This window comes from Lacicoccus qingdaonensis (assembly GCF_900101075.1).
Lineage (GTDB): Bacteria > Bacillota > Bacilli > Staphylococcales > Salinicoccaceae > Lacicoccus > Lacicoccus qingdaonensis.
Genome location: NZ_FNFY01000002.1, coordinates 174,442 through 190,466, shown reverse-complemented (window position 1 = coordinate 190,466; position 16,025 = coordinate 174,442). Strand labels below are relative to the sequence as shown.

At 45.8% G+C, this 16,025-nt stretch carries 14 protein-coding genes; 4 read left to right on the top strand and 10 right to left on the bottom strand.

Going from position 1 to position 16,025, the window contains the following annotated elements:
* Nucleotides 1-12 precede the first annotated feature (12 nt).
* Complete coding sequence (locus BLR15_RS02415; RefSeq protein WP_407927510.1) at nt 13-357, top strand: transposase; 345 nt, start codon at nt 13-15, stop codon at nt 355-357.
* Here BLR15_RS02415 and BLR15_RS02410 read toward each other — a convergent pair.
* The 9 genes from BLR15_RS02410 to BLR15_RS02370 all read right to left on the bottom strand — a co-directional run bounded on the left by BLR15_RS02410 (nt 304) and on the right by BLR15_RS02370 (nt 11,066).
* Entirely contained in the window at nt 304-1,371 is a 1,068-nt protein-coding gene (locus BLR15_RS02410) for an ABC transporter ATP-binding protein (RefSeq protein WP_092984308.1), read from the bottom strand. The genes BLR15_RS02415 and BLR15_RS02410 overlap by 54 nt on opposite strands.
* A complete protein-coding gene (locus BLR15_RS02405) occupies nt 1,361-3,088 on the bottom strand; it encodes an ABC transporter permease (protein ID WP_092984306.1) in 1,728 nt (575 codons plus the stop codon). Before BLR15_RS02405 ends, BLR15_RS02410 begins: the two co-directional genes overlap by 11 nt.
* Before the next feature lie 17 nt (nt 3,089-3,105).
* The gene (locus BLR15_RS02400) at nt 3,106-4,149 is read right to left on the bottom strand and encodes an ABC transporter substrate-binding protein (RefSeq protein WP_092984304.1); all 1,044 of its coding nucleotides are present in this window, start codon (nt 4,147-4,149) and stop codon (nt 3,106-3,108) included.
* Between the two features lie 164 nt (nt 4,150-4,313).
* Nucleotides 4,314-5,999, bottom strand: coding sequence for an ABC transporter substrate-binding protein (locus BLR15_RS02395; RefSeq protein WP_092984302.1), 1,686 nt, complete (start codon nt 5,997-5,999; stop codon nt 4,314-4,316).
* A 131-nt stretch (nt 6,000-6,130) separates the two neighbouring features.
* Nucleotides 6,131-6,850 (bottom strand): ribose 5-phosphate isomerase A, encoded by a 720-nt coding sequence (gene rpiA / locus BLR15_RS02390; RefSeq protein WP_245696493.1) that lies wholly within the window; start codon nt 6,848-6,850, stop codon nt 6,131-6,133.
* Entirely contained in the window at nt 6,822-7,526 is a 705-nt protein-coding gene (locus tag BLR15_RS02385) for a gamma-glutamyl-gamma-aminobutyrate hydrolase family protein (RefSeq protein ID WP_092984300.1), read from the bottom strand. Before BLR15_RS02385 ends, rpiA begins: the two co-directional genes overlap by 29 nt.
* 80 nt (nt 7,527-7,606) lie before the next feature.
* Nucleotides 7,607-8,326 (bottom strand): gamma-glutamyl-gamma-aminobutyrate hydrolase family protein, encoded by a 720-nt coding sequence (locus BLR15_RS02380; protein ID WP_092984298.1) that lies wholly within the window; start codon nt 8,324-8,326, stop codon nt 7,607-7,609.
* A gap of 72 nt (nt 8,327-8,398) precedes the next feature.
* Entirely contained in the window at nt 8,399-9,250 is an 852-nt protein-coding gene (locus BLR15_RS02375; RefSeq protein ID WP_092984296.1) for a prephenate dehydratase, read from the bottom strand.
* Nucleotides 9,251-9,290: 40 nt separating this feature from the next.
* Nucleotides 9,291-11,066: an ABC transporter ATP-binding protein gene (locus BLR15_RS02370; RefSeq protein WP_092984336.1), complete on the bottom strand. Its 1,776-nt coding sequence runs from the start codon at nt 11,064-11,066 to the stop codon at nt 9,291-9,293.
* Between the two features lie 113 nt (nt 11,067-11,179).
* Here BLR15_RS02370 and BLR15_RS02365 point away from each other — a divergent pair, with 113 nt between their 5' ends.
* The gene (locus BLR15_RS02365) at nt 11,180-11,869 is read left to right on the top strand and encodes a FadR/GntR family transcriptional regulator (RefSeq protein WP_092984294.1); all 690 of its coding nucleotides are present in this window, start codon (nt 11,180-11,182) and stop codon (nt 11,867-11,869) included.
* A gap of 143 nt (nt 11,870-12,012) precedes the next feature.
* Complete coding sequence (locus BLR15_RS02360) at nt 12,013-13,764, top strand: L-lactate permease (RefSeq protein WP_092984292.1); 1,752 nt, start codon at nt 12,013-12,015, stop codon at nt 13,762-13,764.
* A gap of 43 nt (nt 13,765-13,807) precedes the next feature.
* On the opposite strand, the gene surE is transcribed toward BLR15_RS02360, so the two are convergent.
* Nucleotides 13,808-14,590, bottom strand: a complete 783-nt coding sequence (gene surE, locus BLR15_RS02355; protein WP_176754034.1) for a 5'/3'-nucleotidase SurE — start codon at nt 14,588-14,590, stop codon at nt 13,808-13,810.
* Between the two features lie 250 nt (nt 14,591-14,840).
* Between surE and BLR15_RS02350 the strand changes: the two genes are divergently transcribed.
* On the top strand, nt 14,841-15,902 hold the full coding sequence (locus tag BLR15_RS02350) for a D-alanine--D-alanine ligase family protein (protein ID WP_092984288.1): 1,062 nt from the start codon (nt 14,841-14,843) through the stop codon (nt 15,900-15,902).
* Nucleotides 15,903-16,025: the final 123 nt, after the last annotated feature.

Genomic DNA, 16,025 nt, shown 5'->3' with positions numbered 1-16,025 from the left:
ATTCAAAAGAATATGAACCTGGAATATTTCAAAGCCCAGGTTCAACGCCAGCTTTCAGTGAAAGAGAACCGAAGCATCTACCGACAACGAAAGGTCGATGTCGAAACGGTTTTCGGCAACTTGAAGGCGAATTTGTCGTTCCGCCGATTCTCGGTGCGGGGCGCACGCAAAGTCAAATTGGAAACCGGGCTGGCATTATTGGCCCTGAATCTAAGGAAGTTAAACGGAATGAAGCTGTCACATCTGAAAAATCACATAAAAAATGGCGATTCATCTCAATTAATCGATGAATCGCCATTTTTCTTAGTTTTCAGGAGCCTTTTTGTCCCAGCCCCATATTATATCCGGTTCGATTGAAACGGTTTCTCCGATTTCATAACTTTCGTTAATCGGCATATGGACGATGACTGTTCTTCCGTTGACATCAAGCGAATAATGATACTCTTTGCCCTGGAACTGCTTCGTCATAATCCTGCCCTGGAGTTTTTCTTCTTCAGCTTTTGTGAGTCTGATCTGTTCCGGTCGGAGAGGGAATATACCGTCCTTTATAAAACTGCCGGTGACATTATTCTGGCGCCATGCCAACTGGGTCCCTTCCGGCTTGAAGACTTCGTCCTTCCATGCACCTTTGAATAAGTTCGCCTTGCCGACAAAAGTGGCGACGAACGATGTTTCAGGCGATTCATAAATTTCCTCAGGTGTACCGATCTGTTCGATCTTTCCGTCATTCATCACGATGATGCGGTCAGCCATTGCGAGGGCCTCTCCCTGATCATGTGTGACATAGACTATGGATGCTTTTGTGATTTTATGGATTTTCTGAATCTCACGACGCATTTCTATCCGCAGTTCAGCATCAAGGTTGCTGAGCGGTTCGTCCATCAGAAGAAGTCTTGGTGCAGGGGCGATTGCCCTCGCGAGTGATACCCTCTGTTTCTGTCCGCCTGATAATTCACCCGGCAGACGGTGTTTGAACTGTTCGAGGCCAACGATACGTAAAATTTCATCAATACGTTCATTCATTTCCTTTGAATTGAGTTTTTCCATATACCGGTGATTTTTCAGGGCAAACCGGATATGATCTTCGATATTCATATGCGGCCATAGTGCGAATGACTGGAAGACCATATTTAAATTCCTTTTTTCAGGCGGTACATTCATAGTTTTGGATGCGACTGCCTCACCATCCAGATAGATTTCTCCTCCGGAAGGAGCTGAAAATCCCGCCAAAAGTCTTAAAAGGGTGGTTTTACCACATCCTGAAGGACCGAGTATGGCGATAAACTCACCCTCTGAAGTTTCCAGGTTGATATCTTTCAGAGCCTGAAAATTGCCGAAAAATTTATTCAGCTGTCTGATTTCAGCTGTCATCTGACTTCACCTTCCTTTTGATAAAAAATTGAACTGTAAATAATATCAGGTAGACAACAATAATCGTCAAAACGATTAAAGTGGAAAAGGCGTTGGCATAGAGCGAATAGCCGGACTGCTGAAATGACAGTATCGACACCCCTATGGTCTCCGATGTCGACGAATAGAGGAGGGCGGACACCGTAAGTTCGGTCAGTGCGGTCAGAAATACCAGGACCGTGCCGCTGAGTACGCCCGGCAGTATTAATGGAATCAGTATCTTTCTCCATTTGACCATCGCTTTTGAACCATTCACCTGTGCCGCTTCCTCTATCTCAATGTCGACCTGCTGGAATGCTGTGATGCTGCCCCTGACCTGCAGCAGCAGAAACCGGGTGAAATAGGCGATGTACATGATCATCGCAGAACCGTATATACCGGGATTCCAGTCAACCCTCGGTATCGGATTGATCCAAGTGAATATCATGGCAAGAGCGAGTACCGTACCGGGCAGGGCGTAAGGTATTGTGATGGCAGTTTCTACTGTTCTGATCGTATTGCCGCCTTTACGTACTCTGATATACGCGATGAACGTTCCGATAAACAGACCGATTCCCGCTGTCACCCCTGCAAACTTCAGGCTGTTCATGATCGCATCATACGTCGAACTGCTTGTCATGACATATTCAAAATTATCCAATGATAGATTTTCCGGTGTAAAGCTCAACCCGTAGGCATTCAAAAACGAAGACGATGCCATTGAAAGCAGAGGGAATATGCTTGTGACCAGAAAGAACAGAGAGATAAGAAATTCAATGATATATTTCTTTCTCCCCAAATGATATCTGGGTTCCATATCCAACTGTGTCGTCTGTATCCTCTTGGATTTTCTGAGAAGAAACCATTGGATCAACAGGCCGATGACGGCGATGACGCCAAGTACAACGGAAAGCACTGCTGCATAATTGAAGCTGGAAGTGCCAAAGCCGATCACCTGCTGATAAATATAGGTGGACAGCACCGTAATGTTTCCGGGAATGCCGAGAAAGGCAGGGGTGCCGAAGTTATCGAGACTCCCGAGAAAAGCGATGAAAGTACCGCTCGCAATGCCCGGAAGTGCCATCGGTATGAGAATATTTTTAAAAGAGTGCCATCTTCCCGCCCCGGAAGCACGGGCTGCGTGTTCCATCTCCCTCGGTATCCTTCTGAACACATTTACAGTAAAGAGGTAGACCAGAGGAAAGTGACTGATACCCATCACGACGATGATACCTGAAAAACTGTAGAGGTTCCATCCGCCGGAAGCCATGCCGAACCATTCCAAAATCGTGTTCAGAGTACCCTGGCCGCCGAAAAAATCCACCCATGCCAGTGAGATGATATATGAAGGTATGATGAAAGGCAGAAAGATGAACAATTGGATGATATTTTTCGCACGTATATCCGTATATGCAATCAGCCAGGCAAATACTATGCCGAGTACTGAAGAAATCAATGTCGACAGGATGACGATGATGGCTGTATTTGACAGGACGGTCCACGTCCTGTCTGAAGATAATACATCTCTGTAAAAGTCTGATGTCATTCCGTCGTCACCGATGAAACTCATAATGACGAGCCTGAGTACGGGCATTATAAATATAAAGAAAACAATGATCAGAACGAACGCTTTTATTAAATTCTTTGAAAATGAAGAGTAGACTGCGTTATGCAGTCTACCGTCTTTATTAAAATTCATTTAAAATCACCTGAGTATCAGTTATTGAACAATTCGTCGAACTGGTCCTTATCGCTTTCGCGATTTTCGTATAATTCCTCTACCGGTGCTGTCAAAGCATCAATTTCTTCGAATGTTGACAGGCCTTCAGGCGCATCGATGCCTTCCCGTATCGGTGTATATCCGATTTCACTCTGCATTTCCTGCCCTTCATCCGACAGCACGAAGTCGACAAATGCCTCTGCACCTTCAATGTTGTCCGAATCATCCATGATGCCGACAGGCTCGGTAATGACAGGTACGCCTTCAGAAGGGTAGACCAGCTCTACCGGTGAACCATCCGCTGAAGCACGGGCGACAAGATAGTCGACGACCATGCCGTAATCCTGGGCACCGGATGCCACATTTTCAATGACAGCGCCGTTACCTTCAGTAATCATCGGGTTGTTTTCATTGATGGCTTCATAAAATTCCCAGCCAAATTCATCATTGCGGGTGAAAACACCAAGGTTGTATGCTGCTGCGCCCGAGTACAGAGGGCTCGGCATAACCATATTTTCATTCGCTGCATCCTCTGTGAGAACCTGCCATGAATCAGGTATCTCTTCGACATTTTCATTATTCACAGCGAGCACTGTCGCCATGATTTTAGTGCCGTAATAAGTGAAGTCGTCGTCCACAAAATCTTCTGGAATGGATTCCGCTTCCGGAGATTCATATTCGTAGAGCAGTTCGTCTTCTTTAAGACCTTCAAAAGTGGCATCATCCGCGACAAGCAGTACATCTGCGATGATATCGCCCGCTTCGTTTTCTGCATTGACTTTACTGATGACTTCTTCAGTTCCCGAGCGGAACAGATTCACTTCCACTTCAGGATGCTGTTCGTTGAATGCATCGATGAGCTGCTCGGCATCCACGTCCGGCTGAGAAGTGTAAAAGTCCAGAGTTCCGCTGATTTCAGAAGATTCCTCAGAACCGTTTCCTTCTTCCGATGAAGCGGCTTCTTCCGCTCCGTCTTCAGAACATGCGGCAAGTACAAATATGATTATGGTAAGTAATGAAAAAGACAACCATTTATTCATAAAAATTTCCTCCTGTAATATGTATGTTTTAAAGATGTACTTTCAATGCTATAGAAGAAATATTAATAATTTGTTAAATGGATATAATGAATGGTATCGATTGTGTAAAGGAAAATTAAAAAACCGCTTTGAGAAAGTTCTCAAAGCGGTTCACAATGATTAATCTATTCTGGGAAGGAGACATTTTCCAGTCTGATGATGCCGACCGGATCGATTTCAACGCCTTCCACAAGTGAAGTATTGACACCTGGACCGAGTTCACCGTAGTAGAGCGGGGTGATCGGCAGGTCATTTACCAATATTTCCTGTGCTTCGGCATAATGTTCTTCCCGGGTGCCTTCATCGCTTTCCTGTCTGCCGGCTTCAAGCACTTCGTCCAGTTCCGGGTTGGAGTAGTTCCAGCGGTTGCCCGAACCATCCTGACTTTCTGTGTGGAACATAGGGTAGAGACCGTAGTCGGGATCCCCCGTCACGGTAATCCACTGCAGCATGAACATATCATGGTCGCCCTGTTCGGCCATCTCAAGGAATGTGCCGAATTCATACTGTTCGATTTCCAGATTGATGTCGATTTCACTCAGTCTGTCCTGCATGAAGAGTGCGATATCCCTGTTTACTTCGTCATCCGAAATCCAGAGTGTCGCATCAAATCCATCCGCATAATCGGACTGGTCGAGATATTCACGTGCCTGGTCCAGGTCAAAGGCCATCTCATCCTGTGATTCATCGTGTCCGATTACCGACGGTGAAATATGTGTCGAGGCGAGTACGCCGCGCCCGTCCTGTATCTCATTGATGATGCTCTCACGGTCGATTGCGTGTGATATCGCCTGTCGGACATTTTCATCGTCGAAAGGTTCTTTTTCATAGTTGAATGCGAGGTATGTCATGGACAGTCCCTGCTGGTCGATGATATCCGTATCTTCATGCTCCCTGACACGCTGCATGTTTTCAGCATCGACACTGTCGTTGACGGCAATGCCGCCGGTTTCCAGTTCGGCGAGCCTTGCCTGGTTTTCAGGAATGACTCTGTAGGTCACCGTTTCAAAATTGCGCTCTTCGCCGTGGAATTCATCGAATTTTTCAAGGACGACATTTTCCCCGGGATTTCTCTCCTGAAGCTGCAGATGGTTTGTACCATCCGGATTTTCAGCAATCACCTGTCCGAGTGATTCTGAAATATCTTCCGAAAGTTCTTCGAATTCATCTCCGCCTTCTTCTCTCATTTCATAATAGTCTTCTGCTGATATGTCCGAGTCCGCCCCGTCCAGTGCGTTCTGATAATCTTCATCGATGATTTCCTTGCTCATGATACCCGCCGTGTTATGTGCCAGATGGCTGAGCAGTGGTGCAAACGGATACTCAGTATGGAAATGGACTTCATGGTCATCCACGACTTCAATTTCCTCGACCATTTCAAACATGAATGCTACAGATGACCCGACAGCAGGGTCGAGCAGTCGGTCGATTGTCGCTTTCACATCTTCCGCTGTAAAGTCGGAGCCGTTATGGAAAGTGACATCTTCTTTTAAAGTGAAACTCCAGGTGTTGTCATCCACCTGCTCCCAATCCGTCGCAAGGCCTTCGCCGATTTCCATATCGAGGTCCTGGGCGACAAGCGTATCGTAAATCTGTGTTCTCAGCTGAGCCGATGGAATGTCGTTTGAAGTATGCGGGTCCATCGTGACCGGTTCGTTCGTCATGCCGATCGCGAGGTCTCCCCCTTGTCCGCCGTCTTCTGAAGCATTATCCCCTTCTGCTTGTTCATCCACATTGCCATCGTCGGTACATGCGGCCAGAACAAATACCAAGACCAGCATCAACGGGATGAACCAAAACTTTTTGTCCATCTTACTTTCCCCCTCGTTTAAGTATGATTACATTATACCGGAAAGCGAAATAATTTACAAAATTTATTACGAATATTCAGTAAATTTTATTCGTGAAAAAAACAGGGACTGCTTCGGCGGCCCCTGTCGCATTACTGGTTTTTATGAATGACCATATCGTTATCACTGAACGAAACGATCTGACTGATGAAGCGGTCGAATATGCCGGTCTCGATGACGCCGGGTATATTGATGAGTTCATTATGGAGAGATGAAATATCCGGAATGGATCTGAACCGGCAGTCGGCTATATAATTGCCGTTATCGGTAACGAAGAGATCATCTCCATCCAATCGGTCTGTTATCTCGGCTTCAGAAATCCCTTCAATCTGGATCTTTGTCAGTTCAGACAAAAATGGATTGATTTCCACCGGAATTTTGAGACCTTCAAATGACCCTGTCTGTTTATCCTCTTTTGCGACGATGATGATGTCTTTTGAAAAGTAGCCGATCTGCTTTTCCCGGAGGAGTGCGCCGCCGTACCCCTTGACCGCTGAAAGTGACGGCGTGAAATGATCTGCACCGTCTATCGTGAAATCGATCTTTTCTATATCGAGCGATGTTGTCATCCTGTGGTCATGCAAAAATTTTTCCGTCCGTGTGGAGGTGGGGACGAAGGTCACATCGAGATCATGTTTCTGTATATACTCTGCTGCTGCCGGGATATACGCTTCGATCGTCGATCCGGATCCCATGCCGATAATCGAATGGTCAGTGATATGCTGATTTAAAAAATCATGGACATGTTTCATGAAACTCTCCTTTCTGCCGGTGGAGCTGAATTTATTTCTGAGCGGCTTCAACGAGTGCATGAAAAATTTTCCTGGAAGGTTCGTCATTGAAATAAGTGCCTTCCGGATGCCACTGCAGGCCGATGACAAAATCATGTATCGTGCTTTCCACTGCCTCGATGACACCGTCAGGTGAGGTGGCAGAAATGATGAAATGATCCGGCACGTCCTTGTTTGCCTGATGGTGGAAAGTATTTGTCCTGATTTTCGTTTCACCGACAATACTATGTAATAAAGACCCGTCTTCAATGTTCACTGTATGCGCGAGGTAATCCCTTGCCGCTTTCTGGGTATGCTGGTTCACACTGCCGTCGATCTGATCATAAATATCCTGATACATCGTACCGCCCTGCTGAATGTTCAAAATCTGTGCACCGCGGCATATTCCAAGCACGGGGATCCCCTTGGATAATGCATGTTCTATAAGTCCGCTTTCATATTCATCGCGTCCGGGTTCTATTTCACCGAGCTGCTGGTGGGGTTCCTCATTGAAGAGGGCAGGCTCGATATCATTCCCGCCGGTGAGGAGCAGTGCATCGATCTTGTCAATCTGGGCTTTCATTTTCTCCGCATCCAATGTTTTGGCAAGCACCATCGGCACGCCGTCTGAGTCGTTGATGGCATCGATATATGTCGTCGGCAGTGTGAGTCCTTTGTCTGATATAAATGTAGTGATTCCAATGACAGGTTGTGACATACTGATTCCCCTTTATATATATTTACACTAAAGGGTAGCACAGACCCGGCCGGGCGACAAAACAAAAAGGGCAGGGCTGGTTAATCAGCCCTGCCGTTTTTTGCAGCATTGATGAATGCTTCCATTATTTTTCTTGAAGATTCATCGAACTCAAATGCGTCTTCCGGGTGGAACTGCAGCCCCATGACAAAGTCATGTTCCTTACTTTCAATGGCTTCGATGACCCCGTCCGGTGCGACGGCGGAAACTTCGAAAGAGGCGCCGATATCGTGATTGGCCTGATGATGGAAACTGTTTACCGACATTTCGGTCGTGCCGACAATGTCATGAAGTTTTGTACCTTCCATCACTTCAATTTTATGATTGAGGAAATCACGGGCGGAAGGCTGTCTGTGCTGAATGAGCGTGTCGTCGTATTCAGAATCCAGGTCCTGATACATCGTGCCGCCTGCGACACTGTTCAAGAGCTGGCTGCCGCGGCAGACACCGAGTATCGGGATGTCTTTTTCCATGGCAAGGTGAATCAGTTCAAGTTCATACTTGTCCCGGCCGGCTTCAACTTTTTCAAGCTTTGGATGCGGGTTTTCATCGTAGGTCGAAGGGTCGATATCACTGCCGCCGGTCAAAAAAAGCGCATCGATGTGTTCGAGCTGCCCCATGATCACATCTTCCTTCTCCACCTTCGGAAGCAGCAGCGGGATGCCGCCCAGCTTGGAAATGGAATAGATGAAAGTCGATCTCAGCTCCAGATGATCTCCGCCGACAACTTCTGTTGTCAAACCGATAATAGGTAATGTCATAATTTTCGCCTCATTTTAAAAGTTATTCAGTATAACCATAAATACCCTTTACCGAATGATTTAATCCATCCGTCAGTTTTCAACGATGCCGTCGTAGGATGGAATCCTGCCCCGTTCAAAACTGCCGAGTACATTGACATAGGCGCCTCTGGATGTAATTGTGTCCAGCGCACCCGCAAGACCCGATTCCTGGATGCCGCTTTCGACATCGATGAAGAATCCGTAGGAAAACGGTTTGTTCTGGATCGGCCTCGACATCAGATAGACCAGGTTGACGTCATTTTCCTTGAAAATGCTTAAAAGTTCATTCAGGGAACCGGTGCTGTGATCCGTTTCGATGTATAAGGAGGTTTTATTTTTAAACTCGGATGAAGTGCCGTTCCTGTTTTTGAAAAATAAAAACCGTGTCGTATTGAGCGGATTGTCACTGATGTTTTCCCTGATCACGGACATGTCATACAGCTTTGCAGCATGGCTGCCTGCGATGCTTGCGAGCGTTTCATCCGGTGATTCCTTGACCATCTGGACGGCGCCGGCAGTATCCTGGAACTCGAGCACTTCAATATTCGGATATTGACTCAAGTATGTATAGCACTGTTCGAGTGCTTCCGGATGGGAATAGACTTTCGTAATCTCCGACATTTCCACCGGGTTTTTAGTGATCAAAGCGTGGTCGATCTTGACGTAGATCTCGCTGATTGCCTCAACTTCCAAATACTTCATCAAATCGATCGTTCTTGTGATGGGCCCGCTTGTCGAATTTTCGACGGGCAGGGCAATGTAATCGACCTCGCCGTTCTGCAGGGCTTCGACCAGTAATTTGAAAGTCAGATAGCCTCTGGACTCATAATTTTTCCCATCTGCGAAGTTTTTACAGGCAACTGTGGAATAGCTGCCCTCAACACCTTGATAGCCGATAATCATATAAATCTCTCCTTTAATCACAAAATCTGACGGTTTTATTTTATGAAAACCTGTACTGTGCATCATGCAATGCCCTGTACTTGCCATTGTCGATATTCAACAGTTCTTCATGTGTACCACTTTCTACAATACCATCATTTGTTACAACCATAATACGATTTGCATTTTTGATGGTTGCGAGCCTGTGCGCGATGACCAGTGTCGTACGGCCTTTTGACAGCAGATTGAGCGCTTTTTGAATTTCCAGTTCCGTCGCAGTGTCAAGTGCACTTGTCGCTTCATCCAAAATGAGGATCGGCGGGTTTTTCAGGAACATCCGGGCAATTGATATACGCTGCTTCTGGCCGCCGGAAAGTTTGACACCGCGTTCGCCGACGACTGTATCGAGTCCTCTCGGGTAGCCGTCGACGAGTGATTTCAGCTGCGCCTTTTCTATGGCATCATAAACTTCTTCGTCTGTCGCGTCGGGTTTTCCGTATGCGACGTTGTCCCTGAGAGTGCCTGAGAATAAAAACACATCCTGCTGAACGGTGCCGATATTTTCTCTGAGTGTCGGCAGTGTGTAGTCACGGATATCTGTGCCGTCGATTCTGATCCCGCCGCCGGACACATCGTAAAATCTTGGAAGCAGTGCGGCGAGTGTCGTTTTTCCGGCACCGCTCGGACCGACGAAGGCAATCGTCTCGCCCGGATGAATCGTGAGAGAAATGTTATTCAGAACTTTCTTCGCTTCATAACCGAAAGTCACATTGTCGTATTCTATATGACCGCGCACATCTGTCAGCGGCACCGCATTTTCTTTTTCCTGTACATCCGGCACTTCTCTTAATATTTCGGTGAAATGCTTGAATCCGGCAATGCCGTTCGGATACAGTTCAATCACGGCATTGATCTTCTCAAGCGGTTTGAACAGAATATTTGAAATCAGTATGAAAGCTGCGAATTCCCCGAATGTCAGCTCGCCCTGCATCGTGTAGTATGCACCGGCAATCAGTATGAATACCGTAACGAGACGCATCAGCATGTATGTGGACGAAGTATTCAGCGCCATGATTTTATAGGCTTTCAATTTTGTTGCCCTGAACGCTTCATTCAGTTTTCTGAAGTTGTCCATTTCACGGTCTTCATTTGCATAAGCCTGGACAAGACGGATACCGCCGATTTTATCTTCAATCATATGATTGAAGTCTGAAACCCGTGAGAACAGTTCCCTGAATGCGATTGTCATCTTTTTATTGAAGTAGATCGCGATGATCAGAATGAACGGCACGATGATGAAAGATATCACCGCAAGTTCAGCATGTATGGATAACATGACACCAAAAGCACCGAGCAGAGTCATGACCGCGATGAATAAATCTTCAGGGCCGTGGTGGGCCATCTCTCCGACATTCATCAAGTCGTTTGTCAGGCGCGTCAGCAGTTTACCGGTTTTAGTATTATCGAAAAAGCTGTGTGACAGCCGCTGAATATGGGCATAAAGATCATTACGGATATCCCGTTCGATATTCGTGCCGAGCATGTGGCCCCAGTATGTAACGATAAACTGCATGAAAGTATTGAACGCATAGACCAGCAGCAGTCCGGCAGATGCAAAAAGAATCCACTGCCAATTTCCTGAAGGGAGGAGTTCATCTATGAACAGATTGACGATCAGTGGAAATGCGAGTTCCAGCAGTCCGACCAGCACCGCACAGAAAAAATCGACAAAAAATAACATTTTATATGGCGTATAATAAGAAAAGAATCTCCGCACTGAAACAACCTCTTTTACATTATAATTGTGGATATTATTATAGCATGGACAAGGAAGCATTTTATGACCGGAATAAAATATTATGACGAGCATCACTGCAAAATATATTTATATAATTATTTGAAGTCTGTGCTATTATTGAATTCAAAAAAACACTACAGGATGTGATTTGAGTGAGTATTGCAAGGAAAAAAATATATGAAGAGATATCTGATATCATCCTGTCGGAAATTAAGTCGGGAAAATTGAAGCCCGGCGACAAGCTGCCTGCGATTACGAAAATGGCAGATTCCTACGGTGTCTCACAGGCGTCTATCCGGGAAGCGCTGAACAGGCTTAAAGTGCTGGATATCATCCATGTGAAGCACGGGCACGGGTCGTTCATCAATCAGCAGATGCCGCTGGGTTTTGAGCAGAACTTCGAAATCATCACAAAAGCGGATATCGCAAATCTTCTTGACCTGCGTAAGATCATAGAAGTGGGGTGTGCAAGAAGCGCATGTGAAAGAGCAGATGCGGATGATTTGAAGAAAATGGAGGATACCCTCAAGACAATGTGGACGGCTGTGGAGAATAATGAGCTCGGCGAGCAGGCGGATTATGATTTTCATATGGCGATTGCGGAAGCGACAGGCAATCCGCTGCTGATCAATCTGATGGAAGATGTTTCGGATACGATGATCCGTACGATGAAAGAGACCAGAAGAATATGGTTATATGAAACGAAAAAATCCATCCAGAAGATTTATGATGAACATAAATTGATTTTAAAAGCGATAAAGGATAAAGATGAGGAAGCAGCAGGCGCAGGCATGTACAGACATCTGAAAGAAGTCGAGGACCTGCTGCTGACGCATTATTAGGGAATCTCTCACAGAGATTCTCTTTTATATGTAAAAAAACAATTGACATTTGGAAAGCGATTACATAAAATGGCGACATACAATAAAGTCATCCGGTCATCAGACGACTGAACTTAGAACTTATAAATAAAGGGGGCAGTGTCATGCTGGTATTTTTAAGTATTTTACCTATTTTAGCCATTTTCTTTTTTCTGGTCATAATGAGATGGTCGGCTAAAAAAGGGATGTTCTACAGTTTCATCATCACCATCCTGGTTGCCTTTTTCGGCTGGCAGATGGGGGCAGTCGAAATAACGGCGGCTTCAATCAAAGGGGTGATGACCGCCCTGGAAGTCGGTGTCATCGTATTTGGCGCGGTGCTTCTGCTCAATGTTCTGAAAGAAAGTGGTGCCGTAGACACCATAAGGGCATCATTCACGAGCATATCTCCCGACAGACGTGTGCAGGCGATCATCGTCGCATGGCTGTTCGGTACTTTCCTTGAGGGCGCTGCGGGATGGGGCGCACCGGCAACAGTAGTCGGTCCACTGCTGATCGCACTCGGTTTCCCGGCGCTTGCGGCTGTAATGATTGCACTGATGCTGCAGTCGGCACCGGTGTCATATGGTGCAGTCGGTACACCGATTCTCGTCGGTGTGAACACCAGCCTTGAAAATCAGCCTGTTGTAAATTCGTTTCTTGATGGAGAAAGCATGGAATTGTCTTCGTTCATATTTAATGTCGGCGGACAGGTCTCCATTTTCCATGCGATGGTTGGACTATTCATCCCACTGTTCATGTCAGCGATGCTGACGAGATTTTTCGGTAAGAATAAAAGTTTTCTTGAAGGCTTGAAAGTATGGCCGTTTGCGATATTTGCAGGATTGTCTTTCGTCATCCCGTTTTCTTTGACTGCAAATTTCCTTGGACCGGAGTTTCCATCACTGCTCGGCGGGCTTGTCGGTCTGGCGATTGTCATCCCGCTTGCAAGAAAAGGATTCCTTATGCCGAAGGATACCTTTGATTTTGAACCGCGTGAAAGTTGGGATGAATCATGGATCAGTGATATGAAGAGTGAGCCGAGAGCACCAAAAGATATTTCAATGTTCAAGGCATGGCTCCCGTATATACTGGTGGCACTGCTGCTGGTAGTGACAAGAATCGAGGGGCTCGGTCTGAATGCACTGCTGTCAGGCTGGGAGGTTGCATTCGATGATATTCTTGGAACAGGCATAGAACACAGTCTTTCACCGCTGATGATTCCTGGTGTTGTATTTATCGTCGTTGCGATATTGACCGGCTGGATCCATAAGCTCGATATGGGCGGATTGGGTGATGCGTTCAAAGTGTCAGGAAAAACTATATTGTCCGCGATGGCTGCATTGATTGTCTCTGTACCGCTTGTACAGGTTTTCATCAATTCAGGAGTCAACAGTTCAGGACTTGAATCCATGCCGCTCGTTCTTGCCCAGGCTGCTGCAAATCTGTTCGGTGACAGCTGGCCGCTGATTTCTCCGACTATCGGTGCGCTGGGGGCTTTTGCAGCAGGAAGCAACACAGTCAGTAACATGATGTTCGGACTGTTCCAGTTCGGTGTTGCAGATGAAATCAGTGCGAACCCGCTTATCATTGTCTCACTTCAGGCTGTAGGCGGTGCCGCAGGCAACATGATCTGTGTGCACAACGTCGTTGCTGCAAGTGCAGCTGTCGGCATGATTGGTAAAGAGGGAACGATTATTGCCAAGCTTCTGATTCCGACCGCATTTTATCTTGTATTTGCCGGTGGACTCGGCTTTGTCTGGATCAATGGATTCGGACTCAATGCCGGCTCAATCATTGTTTTAATTGTTCTGGTTGTTATAGTAGGATTCATACTGCGTTCTTATAAGAAAATCGATGTGAATACAAACGAATAATATAATAAAAAAAAGGTGACCGGCAGCTGCCGGTCACCTTTTTTTATTGTGCAGATTCATGATGGAGCGTTTCGAACCAGCTCTGATAGTTTTCAATATCATTATCGCATGTGTTTCTGAGTACGATCGGGGAGACTGTAATGAAGTTCTGCTGTATGTAGAAAACATCGGAGCGTTTATTATACTGGAAGCTGTCTTTAGTATCTTCAAGGAAATAATAAATGTCCGAATCGAGAGATATCAGTTTTTTAAACTTGTATTTTGAGACATTTGTATCCATCGGCAAGACTTTGAGTCCTTTTATATTGGACTTTGTCTCGTTTGGTATATTGATATTAAAGACGGGCCGGCCCGGCAGAGTTTTAGTCATGATGTATGACAATAGTTCATATATGGTGTCTTTTATTTTAGAAAAGTTGATATTGCATGCATTGAATTCGTTAATGGCGATGGCAGCCGACGGTATGTCATGCAGGAATGCTTCTTCTATCGCTCTTGTGGAAGGTGATTTAAAAGCATCACGACCGACATTTGCACCGAGGTTGATGCCCGAGAATACGAAGTCGGGATAGCCGTCGGTAATCTCCTCAATGCCGAGTTTGACACATTCCGAAGGCGCGGCATCTACAGTATAAGCATCAATGGCATCCGAATATTCCACTTTTTTCAGGCTGAGCGGCCTGTTGAGTGAGGACTTCAAATTGTTGATGTAGTCACTGTTCTGAGGGCAGATGACTGTAACTTTACCGAAGTGGCTGAGCAGTTCGCTTAATGCGATCACGCCGGCTGAAAATATGCCATCTTCATTGGTGACAAGTATTTTCAAAATAAATAACATCCTTCCTGTAAGACAATAACTGTTGTGTAATTCATATACCGTACCAACCATTGTAATGAAAGATTATTAATTTTATATGAAGCTACAATTACATATTGTAAATTTGAATGTAAACGAATGCTTATTTGACGGAGAAATGATAAAATTCAGCGACTGTAAATGGGTAATGTGTTAATATGATTGAGAAAAGTTTTGTGTTAAATGAAATAGAGATTCTTAACAATCTGGAGTGGTTCAATTGACAAAATTAAATATCGGCCTGCTGTATGGCGGAAAGTCGACGGAGCATGAAGTTTCAATGCGCTCTGCTGAAAGTATTTTAACAGTGCTGGACAAGGATAAATATGATATCACCCTGATCCATATATCAAAGGAGGGGAAGTGGCTTCATGCCCCCGGTAATGAACGGATTGCCGATCTGAGTGTAGACGAGACTGCCAATAAACTCACGGTACGTCCATCCGGACAGCTTGCAGGGCTTCCTGCCGACGTGAAACTGGACGTCATCTTGCCGGTCCTTCATGGTACATTCGGAGAGGACGGCACGGTGCAGGGGCTGCTTGAGATTGCGGAAATTCCGTATGTCGGATGCAACATCAGAAGTTCAGCGGTATGCATGGACAAGGATATGACGAAACGTCTGTTGAAACTTGAAGGCATCGGAGTTGCAGAGGGCATTCTCTTCAAACATCATGAAAAAGATGATGTGGACTTTGCCGAAGTAAAACAGAAGCTCGGTCTGCCGATGTTTGTAAAACCGGTCAATCAGGGATCATCTGTCGGCGTATCCAAAGTGACAGATGAAGACAGTTTCTCTGAGGCGCTGGCACTTGCTTTCAAGTATGATACAAAAGTGATCGTGGAAAGTGCGCTCGAAGGCCGCGAAGTCGAAGTGTCCGTACTCGGCAATTCAAATCCGTTCGTATCGGTGCCGGGTGAAATCATTCCGGATGACGGCTTTTATTCCTATGAGTCAAAGTATACGGATGAAAACGGTGCAGCACTTGAGATTCCTGCGAAAGTGGATGAGGAAACGGTTAAAAATCTGCAGGATGTTGCGTTGAAAACGTTCGAAACGCTCGACTGTGAAGGTATGGCGAGAGTGGATATGTTCCTGTGTGTAGACGGGAGCATTTATGTAAATGAAGTGAATACCTTCCCAGGATTCACGAGCATCAGCATGTATCCGAAACTGCTGGAAGTGTCGGGTGTGGGCTATAGAGAACTCGTTGACCGTCTGATCACTCTTGCAGTTGAACGCCATGAACTGGAAGCGGGCCTGACAACAGATTTTACTTAAAATAAAGATCGCACGGCTCTGAATTATAATGAGCGTGCGATTTTTCATTGAAATGGAAGATTGTATACTGACTGTATGGTAAAATGGACAAAAGTATGAAAGTGCTTCATTTAAATCGGAAAG

Bases quoted from the DNA above. Each gene is read 5' to 3' on its own strand.
- BLR15_RS02395 (WP_092984302.1), bottom strand. From the start codon at position 5,999: ATGGACAAAAAGTTTTGGTTCATCCCGTTGATGCTGGTCTTGGTATTT.
- BLR15_RS02415 (WP_407927510.1), top strand. From the start codon at position 13: ATGAACCTGGAATATTTCAAAGCCCAGGTTCAACGCCAGCTTTCAGTG.
- BLR15_RS02400 (WP_092984304.1), bottom strand. From the start codon at position 4,149: ATGAATAAATGGTTGTCTTTTTCATTACTTACCATAATCATATTTGTA.
- BLR15_RS02405 (WP_092984306.1), bottom strand. From the start codon at position 3,088: ATGAATTTTAATAAAGACGGTAGACTGCATAACGCAGTCTACTCTTCA.
- BLR15_RS02380 (WP_092984298.1), bottom strand. From the start codon at position 8,326: ATGACATTACCTATTATCGGTTTGACAACAGAAGTTGTCGGCGGAGAT.
- BLR15_RS02370 (WP_092984336.1), bottom strand. From the start codon at position 11,066: ATGCTTCCTTGTCCATGCTATAATAATATCCACAATTATAATGTAAAA.
- BLR15_RS02410 (WP_092984308.1), bottom strand. From the start codon at position 1,371: ATGACAGCTGAAATCAGACAGCTGAATAAATTTTTCGGCAATTTTCAG.
- rpiA (WP_245696493.1), bottom strand. From the start codon at position 6,850: ATGCACTCGTTGAAGCCGCTCAGAAATAAATTCAGCTCCACCGGCAGA.
- BLR15_RS02375 (WP_092984296.1), bottom strand. From the start codon at position 9,250: ATGATTATCGGCTATCAAGGTGTTGAGGGCAGCTATTCCACAGTTGCC.
- BLR15_RS02385 (WP_092984300.1), bottom strand. From the start codon at position 7,526: ATGTCACAACCTGTCATTGGAATCACTACATTTATATCAGACAAAGGA.
- BLR15_RS02360 (WP_092984292.1), top strand. From the start codon at position 12,013: ATGCTGGTATTTTTAAGTATTTTACCTATTTTAGCCATTTTCTTTTTT.